At 73.0% G+C, this 24,188-nt stretch carries 14 protein-coding genes and 2 pseudogenes; 1 reads left to right on the top strand and 15 read right to left on the bottom strand.

The window, feature by feature from the left end; translation table 11 throughout:
* The 3 genes from AC5P09_RS33865 to AC5P09_RS33855 all read right to left on the bottom strand — a co-directional run.
* Positions 1–2,157: ABC transporter permease (locus tag AC5P09_RS33865; RefSeq protein ID WP_493877537.1), on the bottom strand; the 2,157-nt coding region annotated here is incomplete at its 3' end.
* A 13-nt stretch (positions 2,158–2,170) separates the two neighbouring features.
* The gene (locus AC5P09_RS33860) at positions 2,171–5,419 is read right to left on the bottom strand and encodes an FtsX-like permease family protein (RefSeq protein ID WP_493877536.1); all 3,249 of its coding nucleotides are present in this window, start codon (positions 5,417–5,419) and stop codon (positions 2,171–2,173) included.
* A 192-nt stretch (positions 5,420–5,611) separates the two neighbouring features.
* Positions 5,612–6,025, bottom strand: a complete 414-nt coding sequence (locus AC5P09_RS33855) for a globin (RefSeq protein WP_493877535.1) — start codon at positions 6,023–6,025, stop codon at positions 5,612–5,614.
* Between the two features lie 86 nt (positions 6,026–6,111).
* Between AC5P09_RS33855 and AC5P09_RS33850 the strand changes: the two genes are divergently transcribed.
* Positions 6,112–7,140, top strand: a complete 1,029-nt coding sequence (locus tag AC5P09_RS33850) for a methyltransferase domain-containing protein (RefSeq protein ID WP_493877534.1) — start codon at positions 6,112–6,114, stop codon at positions 7,138–7,140.
* An 85-nt stretch (positions 7,141–7,225) separates the two neighbouring features.
* Here the strand turns inward: AC5P09_RS33850 and AC5P09_RS33845 are convergent, their stop codons facing one another.
* The 12 genes and pseudogenes from AC5P09_RS33845 to AC5P09_RS33790 form a co-directional block, all read right to left on the bottom strand.
* Complete coding sequence (locus AC5P09_RS33845; RefSeq protein WP_493877533.1) at positions 7,226–8,869, bottom strand: FHA domain-containing protein; 1,644 nt, start codon at positions 8,867–8,869, stop codon at positions 7,226–7,228.
* Positions 8,870–8,927: 58 nt separating this feature from the next.
* Positions 8,928–10,277, bottom strand: a complete 1,350-nt coding sequence (locus AC5P09_RS33840; RefSeq protein ID WP_266439445.1) for a vWA domain-containing protein — start codon at positions 10,275–10,277, stop codon at positions 8,928–8,930.
* Between the two features lie 100 nt (positions 10,278–10,377).
* A complete protein-coding gene (locus AC5P09_RS33835) occupies positions 10,378–11,667 on the bottom strand; it encodes a PP2C family protein-serine/threonine phosphatase (RefSeq protein WP_493877532.1) in 1,290 nt (429 codons plus the stop codon).
* Positions 11,668–14,229, bottom strand: coding sequence for a serine/threonine-protein kinase (locus AC5P09_RS33830; protein ID WP_493877531.1), 2,562 nt, complete (start codon positions 14,227–14,229; stop codon positions 11,668–11,670).
* A gap of 25 nt (positions 14,230–14,254) precedes the next feature.
* On the bottom strand, positions 14,255–15,589 hold the full coding sequence (locus tag AC5P09_RS33825) for a hypothetical protein (RefSeq protein ID WP_493877530.1): 1,335 nt from the start codon (positions 15,587–15,589) through the stop codon (positions 14,255–14,257).
* A 90-nt stretch (positions 15,590–15,679) separates the two neighbouring features.
* Positions 15,680–16,744: a glutamate ABC transporter substrate-binding protein gene (locus AC5P09_RS33820; protein WP_493877529.1), complete on the bottom strand. Its 1,065-nt coding sequence runs from the start codon at positions 16,742–16,744 to the stop codon at positions 15,680–15,682.
* A 26-nt stretch (positions 16,745–16,770) separates the two neighbouring features.
* Positions 16,771–18,246, bottom strand: a complete 1,476-nt coding sequence (locus AC5P09_RS33815; protein WP_493877528.1) for a GlnX family signal transduction membrane protein — start codon at positions 18,244–18,246, stop codon at positions 16,771–16,773.
* A gap of 512 nt (positions 18,247–18,758) precedes the next feature.
* The gene (locus AC5P09_RS33810; RefSeq protein WP_493877527.1) at positions 18,759–19,730 is read right to left on the bottom strand and encodes an N-acetylglucosamine kinase; all 972 of its coding nucleotides are present in this window, start codon (positions 19,728–19,730) and stop codon (positions 18,759–18,761) included.
* Positions 19,721–20,986: a 6-phospho-beta-glucosidase gene (locus tag AC5P09_RS33805; protein WP_493877526.1), complete on the bottom strand. Its 1,266-nt coding sequence runs from the start codon at positions 20,984–20,986 to the stop codon at positions 19,721–19,723. Before AC5P09_RS33805 ends, AC5P09_RS33810 begins: the two co-directional genes overlap by 10 nt.
* Positions 20,987–20,993: 7 nt before the next feature.
* Positions 20,994–21,887, bottom strand: coding sequence for a carbohydrate ABC transporter permease (locus tag AC5P09_RS33800; RefSeq protein ID WP_493877525.1), 894 nt, complete (start codon positions 21,885–21,887; stop codon positions 20,994–20,996).
* 2 nt (positions 21,888–21,889) lie between these two features.
* A pseudogene (locus AC5P09_RS33795) lies at positions 21,890–22,615 on the bottom strand (carbohydrate ABC transporter permease); the annotation flags it as partial.
* Between the two features lie 400 nt (positions 22,616–23,015).
* Positions 23,016–24,103: pseudogene (locus AC5P09_RS33790) on the bottom strand (extracellular solute-binding protein); the annotation flags it as partial.
* Between the last annotated feature and the right edge of the window lie 85 nt (positions 24,104–24,188).

The raw sequence follows: 24,188 nt of genomic DNA, 5'->3' as shown, positions 1-24,188 counted from the left end.
AGCCGTCGTCCCGGAACCCGACCCGGAGGCAGGCCCGGACGTCGTCCCGGAATCCGCCCCGGAACCCGTCCCAGCCGCCGACCCGGAATCCGCCCCGGAACTCGACCCAGCCGCCGACCCGGAATCCGCCCCGGAACCCGTCCCAGCCGCCGTCCCGGAACCCGCCCCAGCCGCCGCCCCCGAACCCGCCCCAGCCCTCAACTCCCCTCCCCCAAACGCCCCAACCCCCACCCGCCCCGCCAACGCCGCGTACTCCCCGGGATCCACCCCCACCAGCGGCACCGTCTCCCGCCCCTCCTCCGGCCTCGCCTGATACGCGATGCTCGCCTCCGCCACCCCGTCCACGCCCGGCACACGGCGGATCCGGTCGGGCAGGGCGGTCGGCAGGGGGCCGGTCGTCTCGATGCGGGCGTCGGCGCCGACGGTGAGCAGGGCCGCGTGGTCGCGGGCCTCGCGCACCCCGGCGAGGACCGAGCCGCCGAAGGCCGCGGTGGTGAGGGCGGTCAGCAGAGCGAGGAGGGGAAGCGTCGCCGGGACGGAGGTACGGCCCGCGCGGGCCAGCGAGAGATGGCCCACCGCGCCCCGCAGCCGGCCGGCCGGGCGAGCCAGCGCCCGCAACGGGAGCGGGTACAGCCGGACCAGGACCAGCGCCGCGATCACGCCGATCAACACCGGGGCCAGCGACACCAGTTGGTCCCCGGCGGAACCCGACGTGCCGCGTCGGCGCAGGGTCTCGACCGCGCCGGCCGCGAGGACCACCAGCGTGAGCTCCGCGACCGTACGGCGGCGGGACGGACGTACGGACGTCACGTCCTCGCGGCCGCCGTGGACGCGTACCGCCCGGTGCGCGGCGGCGGCCCGCAGGGGCAGGGCGCAGCAGGCGAGGGCCGTGACCGCCGCGGCCGTCAGGACGGCGGGCAGCGCGCGGGGGGCCGACAGGGCGAGCAGCGCGGCCGTGAGGCCGAGGGCGCCCGCGGGGAGGGCGATGACCGTGGTCTCGGCGAGCAGACGGCCCGTCACGCCCCGCAGCGAGGCGCCGCGGGCGCGCAGGAGGGCGAGTTCGGTGCGGCGGCGGTCGGCGGCGAGGCCGCCCGCCATGAGCAGGACGACGGAGGCGACCGTGCCGGTGCCGAACGCGGCGACGGAGACGAGCGGGTCGACGCCCTCGCGGAGCCGGGCGTAGGCGGCGAGCACGTCGTCGAGATCGGTGTTCACGTCGGTGACGCCGGCGGTGTACTCGTCCGCGAGGTCGCCGATCGCGGTGCGCACCTTCTGCAGTGCCGGGCCGGATTCCAGGGAGGCGATCGCGGAGCGCAGCCGCTCCGTGTCGTGGGCGTGGAGGGCGTCGGTGGCGGGGGTCAACTGCCAGTACCGCCAAGGGTTTCCGGGCGTGCCCAGGATCGCCGGGGCCGCCTCGGGGGCGAGGAGGAGGGCGCCGAGCCAGTACCGGTCCGCGTCCGAGGAGGGGCCGGGCAGGCGGACGAGGGTGGGGGTGCGCAGGAGGGGCTGGACCGACCAGTAGGCGCCGGCCGGGTCGCGCGGGGCGACGATCGCCGTGACGCGGACGGCGAGGGGCTCGCGTTCCACGCCGGGTACGTGGATCACCGAACCGGCCTTGATGCGCAGGCTCTTGGCGGTCTCGACGGTGACCGCGGCCTCCACCTCGGCCGTCGCGGAGGTCACCTGGCCGGTCGCGCGCGGAAGGCGTCCGGTGCGCAGGTCCGCGTGGTCGGCGAGGCCCGCCTGGGCGACGAGGGACACCTGCGCGGGCAGACCGGTCGGCCTCGGCAGCCAGGAGTCCGGCGCCACCAGGTCGGTGGTGGTGCGCACGCCGTACGTCGACTGGCCGCCGTCGACGGTGAGCGGCCCGGGGACGAGGGCGCGGACCTCGGCGTACTGCCGGGACAGGGCCTCGGGACGCAGGGCGTCCTCCCGCTGTGTCTGCGGCAGCAGCGGGCTCGGTATCGGGGCGGCGACCCGCACTCCGCTCCGCTCGGGTCCGGCCTGCGCGACGGCCCGGTGCAGTCCGGCGTCCCCGTACCGGTCGACGGCGCGGGGGAACGCGGCGGTCAGACACGCGGTCAGCGCCACCAGCACGGCGAGCGCGCAGGCGGCCCCGGGGGCGGTCCGCAGCCTGGTCCGCACCCATGGCGCCATGACCGAACTCACCTCACTCACCGCCCTGTTCGCGCAACGACGTGACCGGATTCGCCCGCCGCAGCGCCAGCACCGCCGTGACCAGGACCGGAGGCAGGGCCACCGCCGTCAGCAGTACGGCGACCCCCGTGACCGGCAGTTCGACGAGCACCTGGGGTACCGGCCGGGCGGCCTCGGAGGTCAGGACGATCAGCGGGACCACAGCCCGGGTCAGCACCGTGCCCAGGGCGGCGCCCACCAGCAGCGCCAGCGCCACCAGCACCCCCTGCTCGACGGCGATGGTGCGGGCCAGCCGTCGGCGCGGGGCGCCCAGCGCGCGCAGTACGGCGAACTCGGCGCCCCGCTCCCGCAGGGAACCCGTCGCGCTCACCGCGAACCCGACCGCGGCCAGCGCCGCCGCCACCCCGGCCGCCGCGGCGAACGCCGCTTCGGGGCCCGCGCCGAACGGGTCGTCGCGCAGCTGCTCGGCGATCTCGTCCCGCACCACCACCTGCGCCGGATCCAGGTCGGGCCGCGCCCGCAGCGCCGCGGCGGCGTCGGCCGCCTCGCCGGGCCGGGTCCGCAGCCACCACTCGGTGGGCGTGATGCCCTCCGCGTGCCGCGCCGCCAGCACCCGGTTCACGGAGCGCAGATCGACCATCAGCGCCCCGCCCGTGGCCTCCTCGGTGGTCGGCAGGGACCGTACCGAGTGCGTGATCCGCACGGGCAGGGTCGCGCCGCCGAACGCCACGTCCACGCGCTGCCCGGTGCGGGCGCCCGCGGAGGCGAGGAAGCGGTCGGTGGCGACGGCCGTGACGGCGGGCGGCGGGGGCTGGACGACCTGGAGCCGCAGCGTCAACGCCGAGAGGACCCAGTTGTATTCGGAGGGGACGTACCCCGTGCCGTAGTCCACTGTCGGCCGCCCCGCTGGCGTACTCAGGCGCGGCTCGGTCGGCTTCGTGTCCTCGTCCGGCCCCGAGTCCTCCGCCTCGCTCGCCGCCCCGGCCTTCCAGTCGGTGGGCAGCGGCAGCGGCCGTACCGCCCCGTCGGGATCCACGGCGGTCAACTCGTCCAGCACGAACCGGTGTTGCTCGGCGCGGTCGGCCGGCTGGGTGATGACCCAGTCCATGCCGGTGAGGGTGAGCGGACCCGACGGGACGTCCATGTCCAGGGTGTGGCGGCGGCCGTCGACGGGGAGTTCGCCGGCCGGGACCTGGTACGGGGTGCCGTAGCGGTCCTGGAGGGTGACGGTGACGTCCGCCGTCGTGCCCGCGCCCGCGGAGCTGCGCAGGGTCGCCGCCAGCCGCAGCCGGTCGGTGCCCGCGGGCACCCGCACGCCCGCCGACGCCCCCCTCGGTCCCAGCCCGGCCAGCAGCGGCCGGACCGGCTCGGACGCCAGGTCGGGGCGCATCAGCAGGGCGTCCGCCGCGTGCGCGGTGTCCAGGGCCAGCACGGTCGCGGTCCGGTTGCCGGACAGCGGCAGCTCCGTGCGTACGGCGGGGGCGACCTCTCGTACCTGCGGTACGGCCGCGTACTCGTCGGTGCGGCCGAGCCCGCCGTCCCCGGCGGCCAGGACCCGCACCGGCACCCCGGCCCGGAAGTCGGCCTGGTCGTTCTGCGAGCGGTCCCAGGAGGCGCCCTGGCCGATCGCCAGCATGCCCAGCGCGACGGCGAGGACCAGCAGCAGCACCGGGCCCGCCCCGCGCGTCGGGCGCCGCGCGATCTGCCAGCCCGCCAGCGCCGCGGTCAGCCCGCGCCCGCCGGCCGCCCGGCGTTCGGCGAGCCGCGCCACCGGCGGCAGCAGCCGCAGTGTCAGGACCGTCCCGGCCAGCAGCGCGAGCGCGGGCGCCGCCACCAGCAGCGGGTCGACGCCGAGGGCGCCCGTGGTGTCGCCGGTCACGGCGCCGGAGGTCTGGCGGCTCAGCTGCCAGTACGCGACGGCGGCCACCGCCAGCAGCCCGAGGTCCGCACCCGCGCGGATCGCGGAGGGCAGCGCACGCGTCCGCCCGGAGCCGAACGACGAGGTCAGCGCGGGCAGCGTCACCGCGAGCGCACAGCCCAGCGCCACACCGGCCGCCACCAGCCACACCCCCGCGCGCCCGCCCGCCGGCACGTCCAGGTGCAGCCCGATCCGGGCCAGCGGACCCCGCCCGGCCAGCAGCCGGGTCAGCGGCCCCGCGAGCAGCGGCGCGCAGACCACCGAGGGGACGGCCAGCAGCAGCGCCTCCAGGGCGGCGAGGCCCGCGATCCGGCGCCGGGAGGCGCCGCGGGCCAGCAACAGCCGGGTCTCGCCGGTGCGTTCGGTACTCAGCAGCCGCGCCACCAGCAGCAGGGCACAGGCCGCCAGCAGTACCAGCTGGAGGGCGACGATCAGGAGCGTGGAGCGGGAGACGAGCAGCGAGCGGTCGACACGGTCGAGGACGTCGGGCAGGTCGGTGGCCGCGGCGGTACTGCCGCTGAGCACCGGCTGCCCCCGCAGCGCCGAGTTCCCGGCGCGGGCCGCCGCCCGCAGGTCGTCGATCCGCCCGGTCGTCAGCGTCGAGAAGTCGGCCGACGCCAGCCAGGCCGACGGCCCGGCGCTCACCGCCTCGCCGGCCGTCACACCCGGATCGGCGAGCAGCGGACCGTACGTCGTGAAGTCGACCTGCTTGACCCCTCGGCCGCCCAGGTCGTCCAGCGTCCAGTACGGCGCGTCCGCCCGGGCCGGCCGGTAGAGGCCGGTGACCGTGACGCGTACCTTCGGGCCGCCGAGCCGGTCGGTGACGGTGAGGCGGTCACCGGGCCCGAGGCCCAGGAGCCGGGCGGCGGTCTGCGGAAGGGCCACCTCGACGCCGCCGTCGCTCCGGCCGGGCAGCCGTCCGGCGACGAGCCGCAGCTGCGTGGGGTCCAGGGCCGCGAAGAAGGTCAGATCCGGGTCCCCGGACCGCTCGGCGGGCGGTTGCAGGGAGCGGGGCAGGGCGTACGGGCCCGACCGGTGCATGGTCCGCACGGTCACCGGCAGTCCGTCGAAGGTCTTGCGGGCCGCGTCCCGCACGGCGGCGTCGGCGGCCGTGCGCCGATCGGCCGGCACGTCGGCCTTGACGGTCAGCGCGGTGTCGACGGCGTTGCGGGGATCCCGTAAGGAATGGCGCAGGGCCGCGTCGCCGATCGCGCCCGAGTAGGCGGCGAGGGTCGCCAGGACGGCCGTGGTGAGCAGGACGGTCAGCAGGGCGGCGGCGAGCAGCAGCCGGTGCGCCCGGGCACGCAGGAGGACGAACCTCGCGGCCCCACCCCACCCCGTCACCCGGCCCCCCGCCGTGCTCCGTCGTTCCCCCGCCGTTGTCCGGATCTCCGGGCGATGTTGTCAGAGGGGACGGGCCGGGGGTAAGCGCTTCAGGGCTGGGCTTGACCGGATTGTGATCGGAATCCGGGGTCGTACGACCGGAATCCGAGCCTCGACGGTCGTGCTCAGTCGGTATCGCTCAGTCGGTCGTGCTCAGTCGGGGGTGTTCACCATCGAGGCCGCCGCGTACGTCAGGTAGTTCCACAGCGTGTGCTCGTGCTCCTCGGACAGGCCGAGTTCGTCGACGGCCTCCCGCATGTGCTTCAGCCAGGCGTCGTGCGCCGCCCGGTCGACGGTGAAGGGGGCGTGGCGCATCCGCAGCCGCGGGTGGCCGCGGTTGTCGCTGTACGTCGTCGGGCCGCCCCAGTACTGGATCAGGAACAGCACGAGGCGCTCCTCGGCCGGGCCCAGGTCCTCCTCCGGGTACATGGGCCGCAGGATCGGGTCCTCGGCGACTCCCTCGTAGAAACGGTGGACGAGGCGGCGGAAGGTCTCCTCCCCGCCGACCTGCTCGTAGAAGGTCTGCTCCTGAAGCGTGCCGCGCCGAATCTCTGTCACATCACCCATGGTCTCAGACGGGGAGACCCAGGACTCAAGGCCTAGGACCGACGCAACGGCTCGCTTCCGGGCGGCTGCCGCAGGACAGTGGACCCATGGGCGCCCACGATCTCGACCGGGACTACAAACACCTCACCGACCTCGCCGCCGCCGCGCGGGCTGAGCTGGTACGGGAGATCGACGCGAGCGGGGCGTGGGCCGCCGACCCGGTGTGGCGGGAGGTGTTCCTGGCGGTGCCGCGGCATCTGTTCGTGCCGTACTACTACGTCGGGGTCGTGGGCGGCTACGAGCGGCGCTGGGGCGAGAGCCCCGACCCGCGCAACCGCGAACGCTGGCTGCGCGGCGCCTACGCCGACGCCCCGCTGGCCACCCGGCTGCGCGACGGCGAGCTGGTCTCCTCCAGCAGCCAGCCCTCACTGATGGCGATGATGCTGGCCGAACTGCGGGTGCGGGACGGCGACCGGGTCCTGGAGATCGGCGCGGGTACGGGGTACAACGCGGCGCTGCTCGCCCACCGGCTCGGCGACGACGGCCTCGTCACCACCGTCGACCTGGAACCCGAGATCACCGAGGCGGCCCGGCAGCATCTGGCGGCCGCCGGGTACCACCCGGTCGTCGTCACCGGCGACGGAGCGCGCGGGGTGCCCGAACGCGCCCCGTTCGACCGGATCATCGCGACCTGCACACTGCCGTCGATCCCGCCCGCCTGGCTCTCCCAGTGCCGCCCCGGCGCCCGCATCCTGACCCCGCTCGCCACCGGCCTGGTCGCGCTGACGGTGACGGACACCGGGCAGGCCGAGGGGCACTTCCTGCACACGCCCGCCTACTTCGTGCCGCTGCGCGGCGGCGGGCCCGAGCCGGAGCAGGCCCCGCTGGGCGGCGTGCCGCGCCGGGCCAGGGACCACGAACTGTTCCGCTTCCTGCTTGCGCTGACCCGCGGCAGCCTCGATCCGCAGGAGGCGTACGCACTGTGGGAGCGCGAGGGGCAGCCGCAGCGCGAGCGCTACGGCCTCACGGTCAGCGGCGAACGCGAGTGGGCGTGGCTGGACGACCCGGAGGGGCCGTATGCGTGGCCCCTCCGATTAACCCCTCCGGCAGTCTCTCCGATGACCGACCGCCGTTGATCAGCCCGCCGTTGATCAGCCGCTGTTGATCAGCCGCTGTTGATCAGCCGCTGTTGATCAGCCGCTGTTGATCAGCCGCTGTTGATCAGCCGCGGTGGATGGTGATCGTCGTCCAGGCGCCCACGTGCACCCGGTCCCCGTCCTGCAGCGGCACCGGCACGAAGGGCTGGATCGGCTCCTCCGAGCCGTTGACCGTCGTGCCGTTCGTCGAGTTCTGGTCGACGACCGCCCAGGAGCCGTCCGGCTGCTGGACCAGCACCGCGTGCTGGTGCGAGACGCCCGGGTCCTCCGGCGGCACCGCCAGGTCGATGTCGGGGGTGTCGCCGGTGGAGTGCCGGCGGCGGCCGATGGTGATCTGGTTGCCGGTGAGGGCGCGCTGCTGCTCGGGCGAGTACGCGGGCAGGTTGAGACCTGCGGCCTCGGGCCCGGAGCGCTGCATCATCGCCATGAAGTAGTCACGGTCCGGGCCGATGGTCGCCGACCAGGTCGACGGCTGCTGCGGGTAGCCGGGGCCGGGAGGAGCGGGCGGGGCCTGGGTCGCGCCGGGCTGCGGATAGCCGTACCCGCCGCCAGGGCCCTGACCGCCCGGACCCTGGCCGGGGCCGCCGGGTGCCGTGGACGACGGCGGGGGGAGTTCCCAGTCGCCGCCACCGCCGAAGGACGGACCGCCCTGCTGCTGCCGGTTCGGGTCCTGCGGGTACCCGGGCGGGCCGCCGGGACCGGGCTGCTGGAACGCCTGGGGAGCCTGGGGTGCGCCGGGGCCCTGACCGGGACCGCCGGGGCCACCAGGACCGCCGTGCGGGGTCGGGCCGGGCGGCGGCGGAACCGGCCGCGACGGGTCGGCACCGAAAGGCCCGGGACCGCCGGGGCCGCCAGGGCCACCGGGTCCGCCGGGCTGTGGATAGCCGTAGCCACCGGGAGCCCCTGGACCGCCGGGACCGCCGGGACCGCTCGGGCCACCAGGGCCGCCGGGGCCACCGGGCTGCGGATAGCCGTAGCCACCGGGAGCGCCCGGGCCACCGGGACCCCCTTGTCCACCCGGACCGCCGGGGCCCTGACCGGGACCGTTCGGACCACCGGGACCGCCGTAGCCGCCGGGAGCACCCGGACCGCCGGGGCCCTGACCGGGACCGTTCGGACCACCGGGACCGCCGTAACCACCGGGAGCACCCGGACCACCGGGGCCCTGACCCTGACCCGGACCCTGACCGGGGCGGGGACCACCAGGGCCACCCGGCCCACCCTGCCCAACAGGACCACCCGGTCCCGACGGCCCGTTGCCGAACGGCGGGCCCGGCGGGATCGGTTCGGCCGGGCGGTTCATCTGCGAGGGGCGCGAGCCCTGGTAGTCGTAGCCGTCACCGCCGCCGTACGACGGCCCCGGAGGCTGCTGCTGGAAGCGCGCGGCCGGGTTGGGGCCGGGTGCCTGCGGCGGTGCGGCCGGGGTGTACGACGTGGCCGTGTTGGTCAGGAAGTTCCACCGGCACTCCTCGCAGAACGGCGCACCGCCCTCACGGGGCGTACGGCACTGCGGGCACAGTTCCGGCTCGGGCGCGCGGCCGCCGGGCGGGCCAGGCTGCGTGCCCGGGCCCTGCGGTGGCGGGAAGCCGTAGCCTCCGCCCGGGGGCGGCGGCGGAGGGGGCGGAGGCACGGCACCAGCCATGCGGTGACCGCAGACCTCGCACCAGTCGTCGGAACCCGACTGGTGTCCGTTCGGGCAGGTCGGCATGTCGGCGCGTCCCCCTCTCCTTCTGTGTCCTACTCGGTCTTACTCGGGTCCTGCTAGGTCACTTCTTTACACGAACAGTCTTTGTGGACCGGGTTTCGAGAGTCATCTCGTCGGCCTCCGCGACCTTCGCCTTCAGTCGCACAGTACCTGTCGCCGCATCGACGACGTCGACCACCTTCGCAAGCAGTTTCGCAGTATCCGCGTTCCCGGAGGCACTCGCGAGCTGAACGGCCCTGCCCAGTTTGGCCGTTGCTCCGTCGAAGTCTCCCGATTTGCGCAGATCGAGCCCTTGTTGGATGGCTTGTGCCAGTTCTGCCTGGCCGGTGTAGTGGGCGACCTGAGGGTTGATCGACGTGGAGGCGACCATGTCGTCGGTCCAGACGGCCCGTACGAGACCCTGCGCGCCGGCCAGTGCCTGCGTGCTGCCGTCGGGCTGCGGGACGACCAGGGAGATCCGGGCGGCCAGCATCTCCTGGCCGATGTTCGCGACCGGGACCTCGACGCAGACGTGGTAGTCACGGGACTCGTCTCCCCAGGAGCCGGTGGGGTAGTCGCCCGCTCGCGGGCCGGACTCGGTGCGGCGGTCGGTCAGTTGCTCGACGGTGGGCGCGACCTGCTTGACGAACTTCACAGTGGTGCCCACCGGCGTCCACAGCCGCAGGGCGACGTCCGCGACCTCCTTGCCCATCGCCGTCTCCATCATCTGCGTGAAGTCGGCGGCCAGGCCCGCCGGGTCGGCGACGATGTCGGCGGTGCCGAGCAGTGCGGAGGCGATTCCTGTGACTTCTTTCACTTCCCAGTCAGTGCCCACGCCGCGCGCGTCACAGGTGAACCGCCCGGCGCAGGCGTCCAGGGAGGCCTTCAGGTCCTCGTGCGACTCGTGTTCGTTGCGGCCGTCGGTGAGCAGGATGCCGTGGCGGATGGCCACGTCCGCGGAGGACAGCAGCCGGTCGGCGAGCCGCAGCCAGGTGCCGATGGCCGTACCGCCGCCCGCGCTGAGCTTGCGCAGGGCCTGTTTGGCCTGGTCGCGCGTGGTGGCGTCGGCGACCGCGAGCCGGCCGTTTCCCGGGTAGACCTCCTTGGCCACGTGCGTGCCGCCGATCACCGCGAAGTGCACGCCGTCGCGCAGGGTGTCGATGGCGGCGGCCGTGGCGTCCCGCGCGTTGCGCATCTTGGTCGGCGGGTAGTCCATCGAGCCCGAACAGTCGACCATGATCGCCACGGCCGCGGACGGGCCCTGACCGGCCGAGTAGAGGTGGGGCGACGCGACCGCGCTTCCGATCGTGCCGCCGCCGGTCGCGGTCACCGTGACGATCGCGTTGACCTCGCGGCCGCCCTCCGGCAGGAACTCGTTCTGGTACACGTCCACCGAGAACTGCGGCACGCTGGACTTCGAGAAATTGGCCATACCTACTCAAATCCCCCTCGAACTCCCCGCCTCGGGCGGGGCGACGACTGTGGACGGACCGGTCCCCTCCGGTTCGTCGAGACTTCCCCGTGTGCGGCCCTCAGGCCGATCCTGCCCCCTGCGGCGGGGCCGGGAACGGCACGACCGCCACTGTTACGTTGTCGTGGCCCCCGCCGTCCAGGGCGTGACCGACCATGACGCGGGCGCTGTGCAGGGGGCGCACCGCGGCGTCCGGCGGCAGGACCTCGGCCATCTCCTCGGCCGCCTCCGCGTAGTTCCACAGGCCGTCGGTGCACACCACCACCACACCAGGCCGGTCCGGCTTGAAGGAAGCGGTGTGCGGCTCCAGTTCGTAGGCGTCCGCGCCGAGCCAGCCGGTGATCGCGTGGGCCCGCTCGTCGGCGTACGCCTCCGCCTCGTTCATCAGGCCCGCGGCGACCATCTGCGCGGCCCAGGAGTCGTCCTCGGTGAGCCGGGCCGGGGGAGTGCTGCGGTCCACCGGGACCCAGTAGGCGCGGCTGTCGCCGACCCAGCCGACGACCAGCAGCCCGGAGGTCACCACCGCGCCGACGAGGGTGCAGGCGGGGGCGTTCTGGTGCGGGGCGTGCTCGCGGGCCGTGGCGGGCTCCTCGGCCAGCGCGTTGACCGCGTGCGAGGCGGCGACGATCGCCTCGTGCATCGCCTGCTGCGGGTGCGTGCCGTGGGGGAGCGCGGCGAGCAGCGACTCGCTCGCCGCGCGGGAGGCGGCCAGCGAGGCGTCGTCGGGACGGGTCGCCGAGGACACGCCGTCGCAGACGATCGCCACCACCGCGGCCGAGCCGTCCGGCAGCGCGGCACAGCCGAGGCCGAACGCGTCCTCGTTGCGGTGGTGCCGCAGACCGCGGTCACTCACGGCGGCCACCGGGCCGATGTCCTGCTCCATGTGGTCGCGCTCCCGTGGCTGGGCGTGCCCGCAGTTCTCGCAGTAGCCGTCGCTGTCGACCCGGCCGGCCCGGCAGGCCACGCACACCTTGATGCCGTCGGGCGGGGTCGGGACATCGGTGGCCACGCGTGGATCGGGGGCCTGGAGGGGGTACTCGTCGGGCTCCGGCGACCGGTCGAACCGTACGCCCGAGGCGGGGGACACCGCGGAGCCCGTGAACGGCGGCTGAGGTGAGCCCGCGTACGGCTGCTGCGGCTGCTGCGGTGCGGCCGGTGGCATGGCGGGCCTGCCGTCCGGCGGGAGCGGCACGCCGCCGTTCATGGCGATCGTCGGGTGGTCGCCCGGCGGCGCGGGTACGGCGGACAGGTCGTATCCGCACGCACCGCAGAAACGGTCACCCGACTCGAGGGGTTCCTCGCAGCTCGGACACCTCGACAGGGCGGTCTGCTGGGGCATCTGCGACATCAACTACACCCATGTCCGGGGGCGGTAACGGTTGGCACGTTCCACCAGGTCGATCCTCTCCTCGCCGCCCGACGCCAGCCGGGCCAGCGTGCGGTACGAACGCTCCAGTCCGAAGCGCAGGCCCCGCTCGTCCAGGCCGCTGCCGAGCAGCACCCGCCCCCCGGCGGCCGGCGGAGGCGCGGAACCCTGGCCACCGGAGAGTATCCAGTCCAGCGCGCTGCCGAGGACTTCCGCGGACAACTGCTCACGCCGCGCCGGGTCCAGGCCGTACGCCTCCAGGGCCTCGATCTGTCCGGCTGCCGCCGTCAGATCGTCCAGGAAGGGTACGTCGCCGGCCACCGCCGTGCGCTGCCGCAGCCGCGCCCGGACGGCCGCCACGCGCGCGGCCGTGTAGTGGATGGACGACTCCGGCACCGATTCCAGCGTCCGTACGGCGCCCCGCCGGTCGCCGGTGGCGAGCTGGACGCGGGCCAGGCCGAAGGCGGCGCTGACATAGCTCGGGTCGGTCGACCAGACGAGGCGGTAGTACTCGGCGGCGTTGTCGAGCTGCCCGAGCACCTCCGCGCACAGGCCGAGGGCCAGCTTGGGGGCGATCTCGCCGGGGAAGGCGTCGTAGATCGCGTCGAAGCCGAGCGCGGCGGCCTCGTGGTCGCCGGTGACGAGCGCGGCGACACCCCGGTACCAGACCACCCGCCAGTCGTCGGGCCGCTCCTCCTCCAGCTTCAGCAGGGCCTGGTGGGCGGTGTCCGTGTCGCCGTTCTCCAGCCAGGCCCGGATCTGCCGCAGCCGCGTCTCGGTCGACGGGGTCGGAGCGGCGGCGATCGCCCCCAGCAGCTCGGCGGACGCGGTGGCCATCAGACCGGCGAGGAACCCGGCGTTGGGATCGGACGCGTCCACGTGCGGCACCGGCAGGGCGAGCGCGGCGGCGGGGGCGTCGGCGGGCTTGACCAGGCCGGGAGCGGTGGCGGCTGCGTTGGTGACGGCTCCGTCGCCGGCCGGAAGGGCAGGGACGGCGGCGGGCAGGAGGGAACCGGCCGAGGAACGCCGCCGGGCGGGCACCGTCCGCGCCCCCAGCCTCGACACCTCTCCGTCCAGCTTCGGGAACAACACCGTGTCGGTGACCCGCACTTCGGGCCCGAACAGCGTCGACAGCGCCGGGCGGGCACGCCCCGACTGGAGCGACACGACCTCCCGCAGCACGCCCGTCAGCTGTTCCGCCATCTCCTGGGCGGACGCGAACCGGCGGGCCGGGTCCGGGTCGGTGGCGCGGACCAACAGCCGGTAGAACGACTCGTACTGGCGAAAGACCTCGATGTTGTCGGGGTCGGGCAGGGAGTCCACGAAGACGTTCGTGTAGCCCTGGAAGTCGAAGGTGAGGACGGCGAGGGTGCGGGCGACCGTGTACAGGTCGGAGGCGACCGACGGGCCGACCTCGGCGACCTCGGGCGCCTGGTAGCCCACCGTGCCGTAGATGGCCGACTCGTCGTCGTCCATCCTGCGCACCGCGCCCATGTCGATCAGCTTGAGCTGGTCCTCGGTCTGGATCGCGTTGTCGACCTTGAAGTCGCAGTACAGCAGGTTGCGGCTGTGCAGATGCCCGAGGGCCTCGAGCGCCTCGATGCCGTATGCGCACGCCTGCTCCACCGGCAGCGGGTCCCGCTTGCCCTGCGGGCTGCGGCGGGCGTTGGCGATCTCCTTGAGGGACTTGCCGCCGACGTACTCCATGACGATGTACCCGTCCAGCGAACCCGTCCGCTGGTCGAGGTGCTCGACGAAGTTGTAGATCCGCACGATGTTGGCATGCTCGATCTCCGAGAGGAAACGCCGCTCGGAGATCGCGGCGGCCATCGCGTCCTGGTCGCCGGTGTCGAGCAGGCCCTTGAGCACCACCCAGCGGTCCGACACCGCACGGTCCACGGCGAGATAGACCCAGCCCAGGCCGCCGTGCGCCAGACAGCCCGCGACCTCGTACTGGCCGTGCACGACGTCGCCGGACTTCAGCTTCGGGACGAAGGAGTACGGGTGGCCGCACTTCGTGCAGAACCCCTCCGTGCGCCCCGGCAGCTCGCCGCGCGAACGCCCCACCGGCGCCCCGCAGTCGGAGCGCGAGCAGAACCGCTTGCGCTCGGGCACCTCCGGGTTCTCCAGGACCATCGCGCGCGGGTCCGGACGCGGCACGCCCGGCACCTCGACCAGGCCCGCGCCCAGCCGGCCCCGGGAGGACGACCCGGCGCCCGCGCCGGAGCTGCGCACCGAGAGCGAGCGGCCCGTGGACCGTCCCGACACCGAGCGCGACAGCCGTCCCGACACCGAGCGCCGCGACTTCGACGACTGCGACGACGTACGCGAACTGCTGCGGCTGCTGGCGCGCGAACTGGCGCTGCCGGACGAACTCCGGGAGCCGCGGCCGCCGGCCGTGATCCCGGTGGGCGGTGAGCCGACCATGCCGGTCGTGGAGACGACCGGGGCGAGACCGCACGTGTCGCAGTACAGCTCGCCGCCCCCCACGTCCTCGTACGCCCCCTCGCAGCCGGGCCGCTGGCAGGGCTGTTGTGCCTGACTCATGACGACGCAGTCCCCCTTCTGTCGCTCATGCTCCGGGCCCTCTACGGTCCTCGGGCCCGCCCTGCTGCTCCGGCACCCGAGGGGCGGCGAGCAGCTCGGCGGCCGCGTGCTGGTAGCGCAGCACGGCCTGTTCGGCGACGCGCAGGTCGCAGGGCGCGCTCCACAGCATCCGCCGCGCCGCGTCGTACCGCTCCACCAGGAACGGGTCCTCCGCGAGGCCGTGCCGGGACACCTTCGCCTTGTACGCGTCGAGGCGGCCGCGCAGCTCCGCGCGGACCGCCAGGGGCTGGGTGACCGCGGTCAACGACTCGCGGGCGCGCAGCAGTTCGTCCTCCGCCTTCTGCTCCAGGGACTCCAGGAGCGGGGAGAGGCGGTGCCATTGGGCGTGTCTGCGGTACTCGGCGGCCGTCGCCAGCTGCTCCTGCAGCACGGTCGGCGGGCCGCTGACCACCGGCACCTCCGTGGCCGCGATCTTCGCGAGGACCTCGCCGCGCGCGAGGCGTGCCTCGGCGAGGGTGCGGTCCGCGCGGGACAGCACGTCCCGCAGCTTCACCAGCCGGGCCTCCGCGTCCTGCCGGACCGTCAGCACGGCGTCGATCTCCCGGCGCACGTCCTCCAGGGCGCGCGCCTCACGGTCGTACACCGTGGTGTCGGGCTTGCCGCCGCCGGGTGCCGAACTCCCCGGCGTCGGGACCCAGAACGCCAGCGGGTCGGACACCACCTGCTCGCGCAGGTTCGTCAGGGTGCGCGTGATGCGCTCCAGGTCGTCGCCCGCCGGGTGTTCCCCGGGGCGTACGCCGACGGAGTGCGCCAGCCGGCGGGTGCGCTGGAGCTCCGCGGCCAGTAAATCGATACGGGCGGGCAGCGCCGACCACACGGCGTCGGCGGCGACGACCATGTCCAGCGAGGTCGCGTACAGCTCGTTCATCCGGTCCACGAGCGTGACCAGCGAGAACCGCTCGCTGAGCTTGCCCGAACCACCGTGCAGCGTCGGCGCGTTGGCCGTCGCCGAGGCGGATCCGGCGACCGTGACGGACTCGCCGCGCAGCAGCTCGGTCAGCTCCACCAGGTCCTCGCGGCTGGACCAGCGGCGGCGGGCGCGGATGCCACGGGCGGAGCGCAGCGCGCCGGTGTAGGCGTCGAAGTAGGCCCACAGCAGGCTGATCGACGCCTCCGCCGCCTGCCAGCGCTCCTTGGTGACGCCGGTGAGCTCGGCGCCTTCTAGGAGTCTGCGGCCCGCGTGGTCCTGGAGGGCGAACAGCGAGGTCTCGATGGCCTCGTGCTCCGCGCCGAGCCGCGCCAGCGCACGGTCCACCTCGTCCCGGTCCATCACCGGCCCGGCGGGGTCCGTGACGCCCATCGATCACCTCTCGCTGCGTTGTGTGTTGACGGGGTGTGGGTTGACGGGGTGTGGGTTGATGGGGGTGTGGGTTGATGGGTTGATGGTCTGTCAGCTTTTGCGCAAGTACTCCGCCGGCGTGGGCGGTTCCGATGTCTTCGGATCCTTGCCCAGTGTCGCCGAAAGCCACCTGCCGTACGACGCCTGCCAGCCGTTCGCCGTGTCCTCGCGGTAGTCCACCAGAACCTGGTTGACCCGGCGTACCAGATCGTCGGCGTCCTTCTTCATCGCCACGCCGTAGTACTCGGCGGTGAAGGGTTCGCCCTTCAGCTCGACCGTCGGGTCCTGGGCGGCCTGGCTCGCGGCGAGCGCGCCGTCGGTCACCACGGCGTCCACCTCGCCGAGTTGGAGGCGCACCAGGCAGTCGAGCTGGTTGGGGACGGTGGTGCTCAGGTCGGCGGACGAGACGAGCTTGCCCGACTTCTGGCCCTCGACCAGCGTGGTGTTGGCGGTGGAGCCCTTCGCCGTGCAGATCCGCTGCTTCGCGAGCGAGCCGTCGTACCCCGTGATCGGCGACGACTTGGGCGCCAGGACCTGCTGACCGGTCTTGAAGTAGGGCGCGGAGAAGGCGACATCGGCCAGGCGCGTGCAGTTGATCGTCATCGTACGGACGACCATGTCGACCCGGCCGTCCTTGATCGCCGGGATGCGCTGGTCGGTGGGGATCGCCTTGAACTGGACCGCGTTCGGGTCGCCGAGTATGTCCTCGGCGATGCGGTGGACCAGGTCGATGTCGAAGCCCTCGAGGGCCGCGTCCTGGCCGCTGTTCGGGTCGCGGTAGCCCCAGCGGTAGCTGTTCTGGTCGACGCCGACGATCAGCTTGCGCTTCTCGCCCTCACGGCTCTTGATCGCCTCGATGGTCGGGCCGTCCGCGCCGGACGGGGACAGCGTCTGCTTCTCGGGGGCCTTCGCCATCTCGTCCGTGGTGCAGCCCCCTTCGGCACGGGCCCGGCTGCCGTACGCGAGGCCCGGGCCGCTCGTGCCCGTGCTGCCGTCGCCGCCCGACGGGATCAGCGGCAGCAGCAGCACGAACGTCAACGCCAGGGCGCAGACGACCGCCATCGCGCCCACACCGCCCCAGCCCTTCAGCCCGGCCCGCAGACCTCGCCCTCGCATCCACCGCCGCATCGTCACGCCCCCTCTCACCGGTACTCCGACAGCCTGCGGCCGATACCCAGGACGGCGCCGGCCGCGCCCAGGACCGCGAGGACGGCCGCGCCCACCGTGAGCCCCGTCATCGCGTCCAGGCCGTTGCCGGCCGCCTGCTCGAACTCGGCGTTCTCGTGCGTGATCGCCTTGGCGAGGTTCGCGTCGACGCTGTCGAAGCACTCGCCGGTCGCGCCCTTGGGGCCGATCACCCTGTCCAGCGCCGCCTGGTAGTTGCCGTTCTCGTCCTGGGCGCGGGCCGCGGCATGACGCTTCTTCCACTCGGTCATGTTGCCGACGGCCGCGGTGACCGGCTGCTCGCCCGTCTTGTCGTCGGCGAGCTTCTCCGCCGCGGCCAGGCCCTTGCCGAGGGTGTCCATCTCCTCGCCGAAGTCGTGGTCGTAGGCGTCGTACGTCGTGCCGTCCACCTCTACGGTCTCGGCGCCGCGGGCCACCAGGGTCAGGTTCTCGCTGCCGCGCGCCTTCAGGGAGGCGATGCGGGCGTCGTGCAGGACGTTCAGCGAGCGGACGCCGTGGTCGTAGGAGTCGTCGAGGGCCGCGCGCGCCACGCTGTGGCCGACGACCAGCCAGAGCAGCACCACCGTGGCGGTCGCGGTGGCCGCGACCAGGCCGTGGTTCAGGACGCGGTTCGTACGCCGGTAGTTGCGGTGCTGGGCCCAGGCGAGCGCGGCCAGCGCGAGGACGCCGAGGCCGATCGCCGCCCACGGGTAGGGCGTGGCGTCGCCGTAGTCGGCGCGCAGGCGCTGGTTCTCCTTCTTGTAGAGATCCTCCGCCGCCGGGAGCATCTCCTTCTGCATCTTCTCGTTGGCGTACCGCAGATAGGCGCCGCCGACCGGGAAGCCCTGGCGGTTGTACGTCCGCGCCCGCTCGACCAGGCCCTTGTACTCCGGCAGCAGCTTGTTCAGCCTGGCCACGGTCTTGGCGGCCGGCGAGTCCGGGTCCGAGTTCGCCGCCGCCTGGACCAGGCCCTCGGCTGCGGCGTCGATGTCCTTCTCGTACCGGTCGCGAGAGGCGGCCGTCTCCTGGCCGCCGGCCAGGAAGCCGCTGGAGGCGGCGGTGTTGGCGTCGGCGAGCGAGCGGTATATGTCGGCCGCGGCGGAGCTCAGCGGCTGGCTGTTGTTCAGCACGTCGTCGGCGGCGGTCGACCGGTCGGCCATCTGCCAGGCGGTGACGGCCCCGAAGGCGACGACGAGCAGGGCGAGGACGGCGCCGATGATGCGCAGCCGGCCGGGCTCGGTGGTGGCGGCGGTGCGCAGTCGGTCGACGCCCTCGGCGAAGGCGGTGCGGCGGGGCGGCTCGGGCGGGGCGGGGGGAGTAGGAGGAGTGGGGTTGTTGTGCTGCACCGGCGGCACTGGGCCGCTCGGGTGCGGTTGCGGCTGCGGTGGTACCGCAGGCATCGTGGGCACACCGGAGCCTGGTGGTGCCGCGCTGCTTTTCGGCGGGTGTGTCACTTGACCTCCCCCATGGTCATCCGTCGCCGCAAGTATCGCTGCCGGGACTGACATCCGCACCGGCCTTGGCTGGATCTTGATCGGATCGCAGTGTGCTCTTGCGGTGGTACGGCCGCGGCCCCGCACCACCCCCTGCCCATTCATACGCCGGTGGAATCGGTTCGGTTCCATCCGGGGGCCGCGGGGGCGGGCGTGGGGCGCAGGGGGCGCGCTGGGGGTCGGGGTCGCGGCGGTACGGCGAGCCCGCCGCGGGTCGCGCCCCTCCGCCCGCTGCCACGGTGGACCGGTACTGGGACCAGCTGAGCGGCGGGCTGCGCCGTACCGCCACGACCCACTCCGGTGCGTCGGCGGCCGCGGGTGCGAGTGCGTGGGGGTCTGGGGGCGGAGCCCCCAGGGCGACGGTCACTTCTTGAGTGACCGAGTCGGGTGGTGGGTGGGCATAGGCCGGGGGTCTGGGGGCGGAGCCCCCAGGGGCGTCCGCACCAGCGCCGGGTGCCATGACGAAACCCGGCTCAGTGCTCGAAGTACGCCCGCACCCTCTCCTGTACCTCTCCGGACGCGCCCACCCGGTCCAGCCCCAGCAGCGCCGCCCCCAGGACAGGGCTCGCGGTCACCACCTGCGGTACGGCCTTGGGGGCACGGGACGCCAGCAAGTCACGTACGCCGTCGTCCAGTTGGGGATGCCGCGCCGCCAGCACCCCGCCTCCCAGAAGTACCGGCGTCTCCTCCTCCAACAGATCCAGCCGCGTCAGCGCCACCGTCGCCATGGTCACCACCTCGTCGGCCAGGCGGTCGACCAGGCCGCGGGCCACCGCGTCACCGGCGACGGCCGTCGAGAAGAGGACCGGCGTCAGCTCGTGGCGGCGGGCCGTGCCGATGTGCTCCAGATGCAGGGCTTCGACGAGGGCGTACATGGAGGGCAGCCCGAAGTGGGCCGGGAGGGTGCGCGCAAGGGCCGTGGCAGGACCCCGGCCGTCCTCCGCACGCGAGGCGTGCCACAGGGCCTCCTCGGCGAGGCCCCACCCGCCGCCCCAGTCGCCGGAGATACGCCCCAGCGCGGGAAAGCGGGCGGTGCGGCCGTCGGGACGCATGCCGACGCAGTTGATGCCGGCGCCGCAGACGACGGCGACCCCGCGCGGTTCGGTGACGCCGGCCCGCAGCACCGCGAACGTGTCGTTGCGGACCTCCGTACTCGCCCCCCACGCGCGCGCGTGCAGCGCGGCCGCCAACTGCTCCTCCTCGACGGGGAAGTCGGCGTTGGCGAGGCAGGCGGAGACGTGGTCGACCGACTCGACTCCGGCCGTGGTGAAGGCCTGTTCCACGGCCTGCGCCACCTTGTCCACCGCCGCCTCCACGCCCACCACGGGCGGTCGGAACCCGCCGCCGCGGGCCGTGGCGAGGACGGTTCCGTCGGCCGCCACGACCGCGACGTCGGTCTTGCTGTTGCCCGCGTCGACGGCGAGGACACTTGCGGTCAGGCCCACGCGAGATGCTCCCGGTTGTGTGCGATCAGCTGGTCGGTGAGGGTGTCGGCGTACTCGTACTGGCCGATGAGCGGGTGGGCGAGCAGCGTCCGGAACACCCGGTCGCGGCCGCCCCGCAGCGCGGCGTCCAGCGCCAGCTCCTCGTACGCCGTCACCTGCGCCATCAGGCCCGCGTACAGCGGGTCCACGGCCGGCACGGACAGCGGCGTCGCCCCCTTCTGTCCCACGGCCGCCTGTACCTCGATCACCGCGTCGGGAGGGAGGAAGGGCAGGGTGCCGCGGTTGTGGGTGTTCACCACCTGGTAGGGGCTGCCGCCCCCGCCGAGCAGCCCGGCCGCCAGGTCGACCGCCGCCTCGGAGTAGTAGGCGCCGCCCCGCTTGGCGAGGAGTTCCGGCTTCTCGTCCAGGGCCGGGTCGGCGTACATCTCCAGCAGTTGTCGTTCCATGGCCGCTACTTCGGCCGCCCTGGACGGCTTCGTTCTCAGTTCCCGTACGACCTCGTCGTGCGCGTAGTAGTAGCGCAGGTAGTACGACGGGACCACGCCGAGGCGGTCCAGGAGCGGGCGGGGCAGGTGCAGGTCGGCGGCGATCGTGTCGCCGTACTGGGACAGGAGCTCGGGCAGGGCGTCCTCGCCCTCCGGGCCGCCGAGGCGTACGGCCGTCTCCCAGGTGAGGTGGTTGAGGCCGACGTGATCCAGGTGGACCTCCCCGGGCGTGACGCCGAGCAGTCCCGCGAACTTCCGCTGGAAGCCGATCGCCACGTTGCAGAGGCCGACCGCCTTGTGGCCGGCCTGGAGCAGGGCGCGGGTGACGATGCCGACCGGGTTGGTGAAGTCGATGATCCAGGCGTCGGGGTTCGTACGACGGACCCGTTCCGCGATGTCGAGGACCACCGGGACCGTGCGCAGCGCCTTGGCGAGGCCGCCCGCGCCGGTCGTCTCCTGGCCGACGCAGCCGCAGTCCAGGGGCCAGGTCTCGTCCTGCTCGCGGGCCGCCTGGCCGCCGACGCGGAGTTGGAGCAGGACCGCGTCGGCGCCCTCGATGCCCTCCTCCAGCACAGAGGTGGTCACGATCCGGCCCGGGTGGTCCTGCCGGGCGAAGATACGGCGGGCCAGGCCGCCCACCAGGTCCAGGCGGTCCGCCGCCGGGTCCACGAGGACCAGTTCCTCGACGGGCAGGGTGTCCCGCAGACGGGCGAAGCCGTCGATGAGTTCGGGTGTGTAGGTCGATCCTCCGCCGACCACGGTGAGTTTCATAGGTGGTTCAACCCTTTACTCCGGTGAGCGTGACGCCCTCGACGAACGCCTTCTGGGCGAAGAAGAACACGAGGATCACGGGGGCCATGACCAGTACGGTCGCGGCCATGGTGAGGTTCCAGTCGGTGTGGTGCGCTCCCTTGAACGACTCCAGCCCGTAACTCAGTGTCCAGGCGCCGGGGTTCTCGGAGGCGTAGATCTGGGGGCCGAAGTAGTCGTTCCACGCGCAGAAGAACTGGAAGAGGGCGACCGCGGCGATGCCCGGCCTGGCCATCGGCAGGACGACCCTCAGCAGCGTGCGCAGCTCGCCGCAGCCGTCCACCCGCGCCGCGTCGAGGTACTCGTTCGGGATCGTCGTCAGGAACTGCCGCAGCAGGAAGATGGAGAACGCGTCGCCGAACGCCATCGGGATGATCAGCGGCCACAGCGTGCCGGACAGGTCCAGCTGCTTCGCCCAGAACAGGTACATCGGGATGACGACCACCTGCGGCGGCAGCATCATCATCGAGATCACCAGCATCAGGGACAGATTGCGGCCCCGGAAGCGGAACTTGGCGAGCGCGTACGCCACGGGGATCGAGGACACGACGGTGAGGACGGTGCCTACGCCGGCGTAGAGGAGCGTGTTCTTCCACCAGGTCAGGAAGCCGGGCGTGTCGAAGACCTTGGCGTAGTTGCCCCACTCCCAGGTGTGCGGGATCAGATCGCGGCTGAGGGCCTGGGAGTCGCTCATCAGGGACGTCAGGAAGACGAACACGAAGGGGAGGGTGAAGAAGAGCGCCACCGCGACCCCGAGGGAGTGGATGGCGATCCACTCGAGGAACGCCCTGCGGCGGGCCGTGCGCTCCGCCGGGGAGACGGGCGCCGGCAACTCCACCGGTCTGTCCAGTACTTGGGTCATGGTCAGTCACCTGCCTGGATGAGCCCGCCCCGGCGCCGCATCAGCAACGCGGTGAACGCCATCGACAGGGCGAAGAGGACGAGGGCGACGACACACGCGGAGCCGTAGTCGAAGCGCTGGAAGCCGAGGTTGTAGACGAGCTGGGGGAGGGTGAGGGTCGACTTGTCGGGATAGCCGGGCTCGAACTGGGTGCCCGCGCCCTGGATCACGCCCGAGGCGACCTTCCCGGCGATCAGTGGCTGGGCGTAGTACTGCATGGCCTGGATCACGCCGGTGACCACGGCGAACATCACGATCGGCGAGATGTTCGGCAGGGTGACGAACCGGAAGCGCTGCCAGGCCGACGCGCCGTCCAGCTCGGCCGCCTCGTACTGCTCCCGGGGTACGTCGAGCAGCGCGGCCATGAAGATGACCATCAGGTCGCCGATGCCCCACAGGGCGAGCAGGGTGAGGGCCGGCTTGGACCAGGAGGGGTCGTTGAACCAGCCGGGGGCAGGGATGCCGATGCCTTCGAGGATCGAGTTGACCGGTCCGGTACCGGAGTTGAGCAGGAAGGCGAAGGCCATGGTGGCCGCCACCGGCGGGGCCAGGTAGGGCAGGTAGAAGAGGGTGCGGAAGACACCCGTGCCCGTCCTGATCTTCGTGATGAGCAGGCCGACGCCGAGTCCGAAGGCGACCCGGAGCGTGACCGTGATCAGGACCAGCCACAGGGTGTTGCGCAGGGCGGGCGGGTGGAGGCCGTCTGTCGTTCGTACGGGAGTGTGCATCGGGGCGCCGAATTAGCTCGATCGTGTGATGGTCGGTTCATGGCCTTGCGGCTCCCCGGGTGCGCCGGGTTAGCGTTGCCGTGCGATCTGGGACGCCGGTGCGGTGCCAGCGTGCGGGGCCCCTGCTCCACCAGAGGATGGTTCAGGGCCTCCCCGTCGCCTCTGGCCGCGTCCATAGGCCAGGTCGTGAGGGACTCCGCCCACTCGGCTCGGACCACGGACGCGATCCGTGTCGCCGCCCGAGATGCGAAAGCGGACGACCAGTGCGCCCAAGACCGTTCGGGGCGTGCCAGTGCAGGGATTTCATCCGCTCACTGCTCAGGATCGGTAGTGCTCGAAGACGTACGTCAGCTATGCGTACGGCGAGCGTAGGAGGCACATCGTAAGTGCCGTTGGTGAAGTCGGCCACCCGTCCGTGTCGGTGGCCGACTTAACCAGTTCCCAGGCTGCGTTTTCCTTGTGGCTGGTGGCGGCGATGCCGGTGATGTAGCCCTTGCCGTACTGGTCGGCCTGGTCGTCCGGGACGGGCAGCGGGGCCACGCCGATCTCGAAGTCCGGCTTGGCGTCCAGGGCCATGCCCAGGCGCCACTCGCCGTCGAGCTGCATGGCGACCTGGCCGGTGTGGAAGGGGTGCTTGGGGCCCCACTCGTCGCCGAGTGTGGAGCGGTACTTCTCCAGCCGCTGGTAGCCGCCGAGTTCGTCGACGAGCTTCTTCTGGAGGGTGAAGCCGGCCTCGACGGCCGGGTCCGTGGCGATGGTCGACTTGCCGCTGGAGTCGAAGTACGTGGGGGAGAACTGCCCGAGGTAGTGCTCGGTCGTGGTCTCCCAGCCGTGGTAGTTCGGCATGAAGCCGAGCTGCTTGTAGCTGTCCCCGTCGGAGATCGTCAGTTTCTTGGCGTCGGCCTCGAACTCGGACCAGGTCTTCGGCGGGGTCGTGATGCCGGCTTTCTCGAAGGCGGTCTTGTTGTAGTAGAGGCCGTAGGCGTCGCCCAGCAGCGGGACACTGCACCGGTTCCCGTCGAACTCGGTGTACTCGCTCATCGCCTTCGGGAAGGTCTTCGCCGGGTCGATCCCCGACTTCTCGAAGAGGGGGTTGAGGTCGACCAGCGCTCCCGACGAACAGAACTTGCCCACGTTGTTCGTGGTGAACGACGAGATCACGTCGGGCGCCTTGTCGCCGCCCGTCCTGAGCGCCTGGTTCATCTTGTCGTCGGTCATGTTGCCGACGACGTTGACGTGGATGGTGGGGTGCGCCTTCTCGAAACCGGCGACCAGCGACTTCACGGCCTTCACCTCGGCGGGCGCGCTCCAGGCGTGCCAGAAGTTGAGGGTCGTGTCCTCGGAGGGGTCGTCGCTCGCGCCGGAGCCGGACTGGCCGGTGCAGGCGGTGGCGAGGAGGGCGACGGAGGCGGCGGCAGCGAGCGCGACTTTCCTGGATATTCCGGGCATGACGAGGTCTCCCAAGGGCAGGGCGGGGCTGAGGGTGATGGGTGTGCGCGAGGGGGGTGTGTTGGGTGTGTCGGTGAGAGGGGAT

This window comes from Streptomyces sp. a15 (assembly GCF_059026085.1).
The sequence above is the reverse complement of the archived record's forward strand: the minus strand, read 5'-3'. Positions and strand labels throughout refer to the sequence as shown.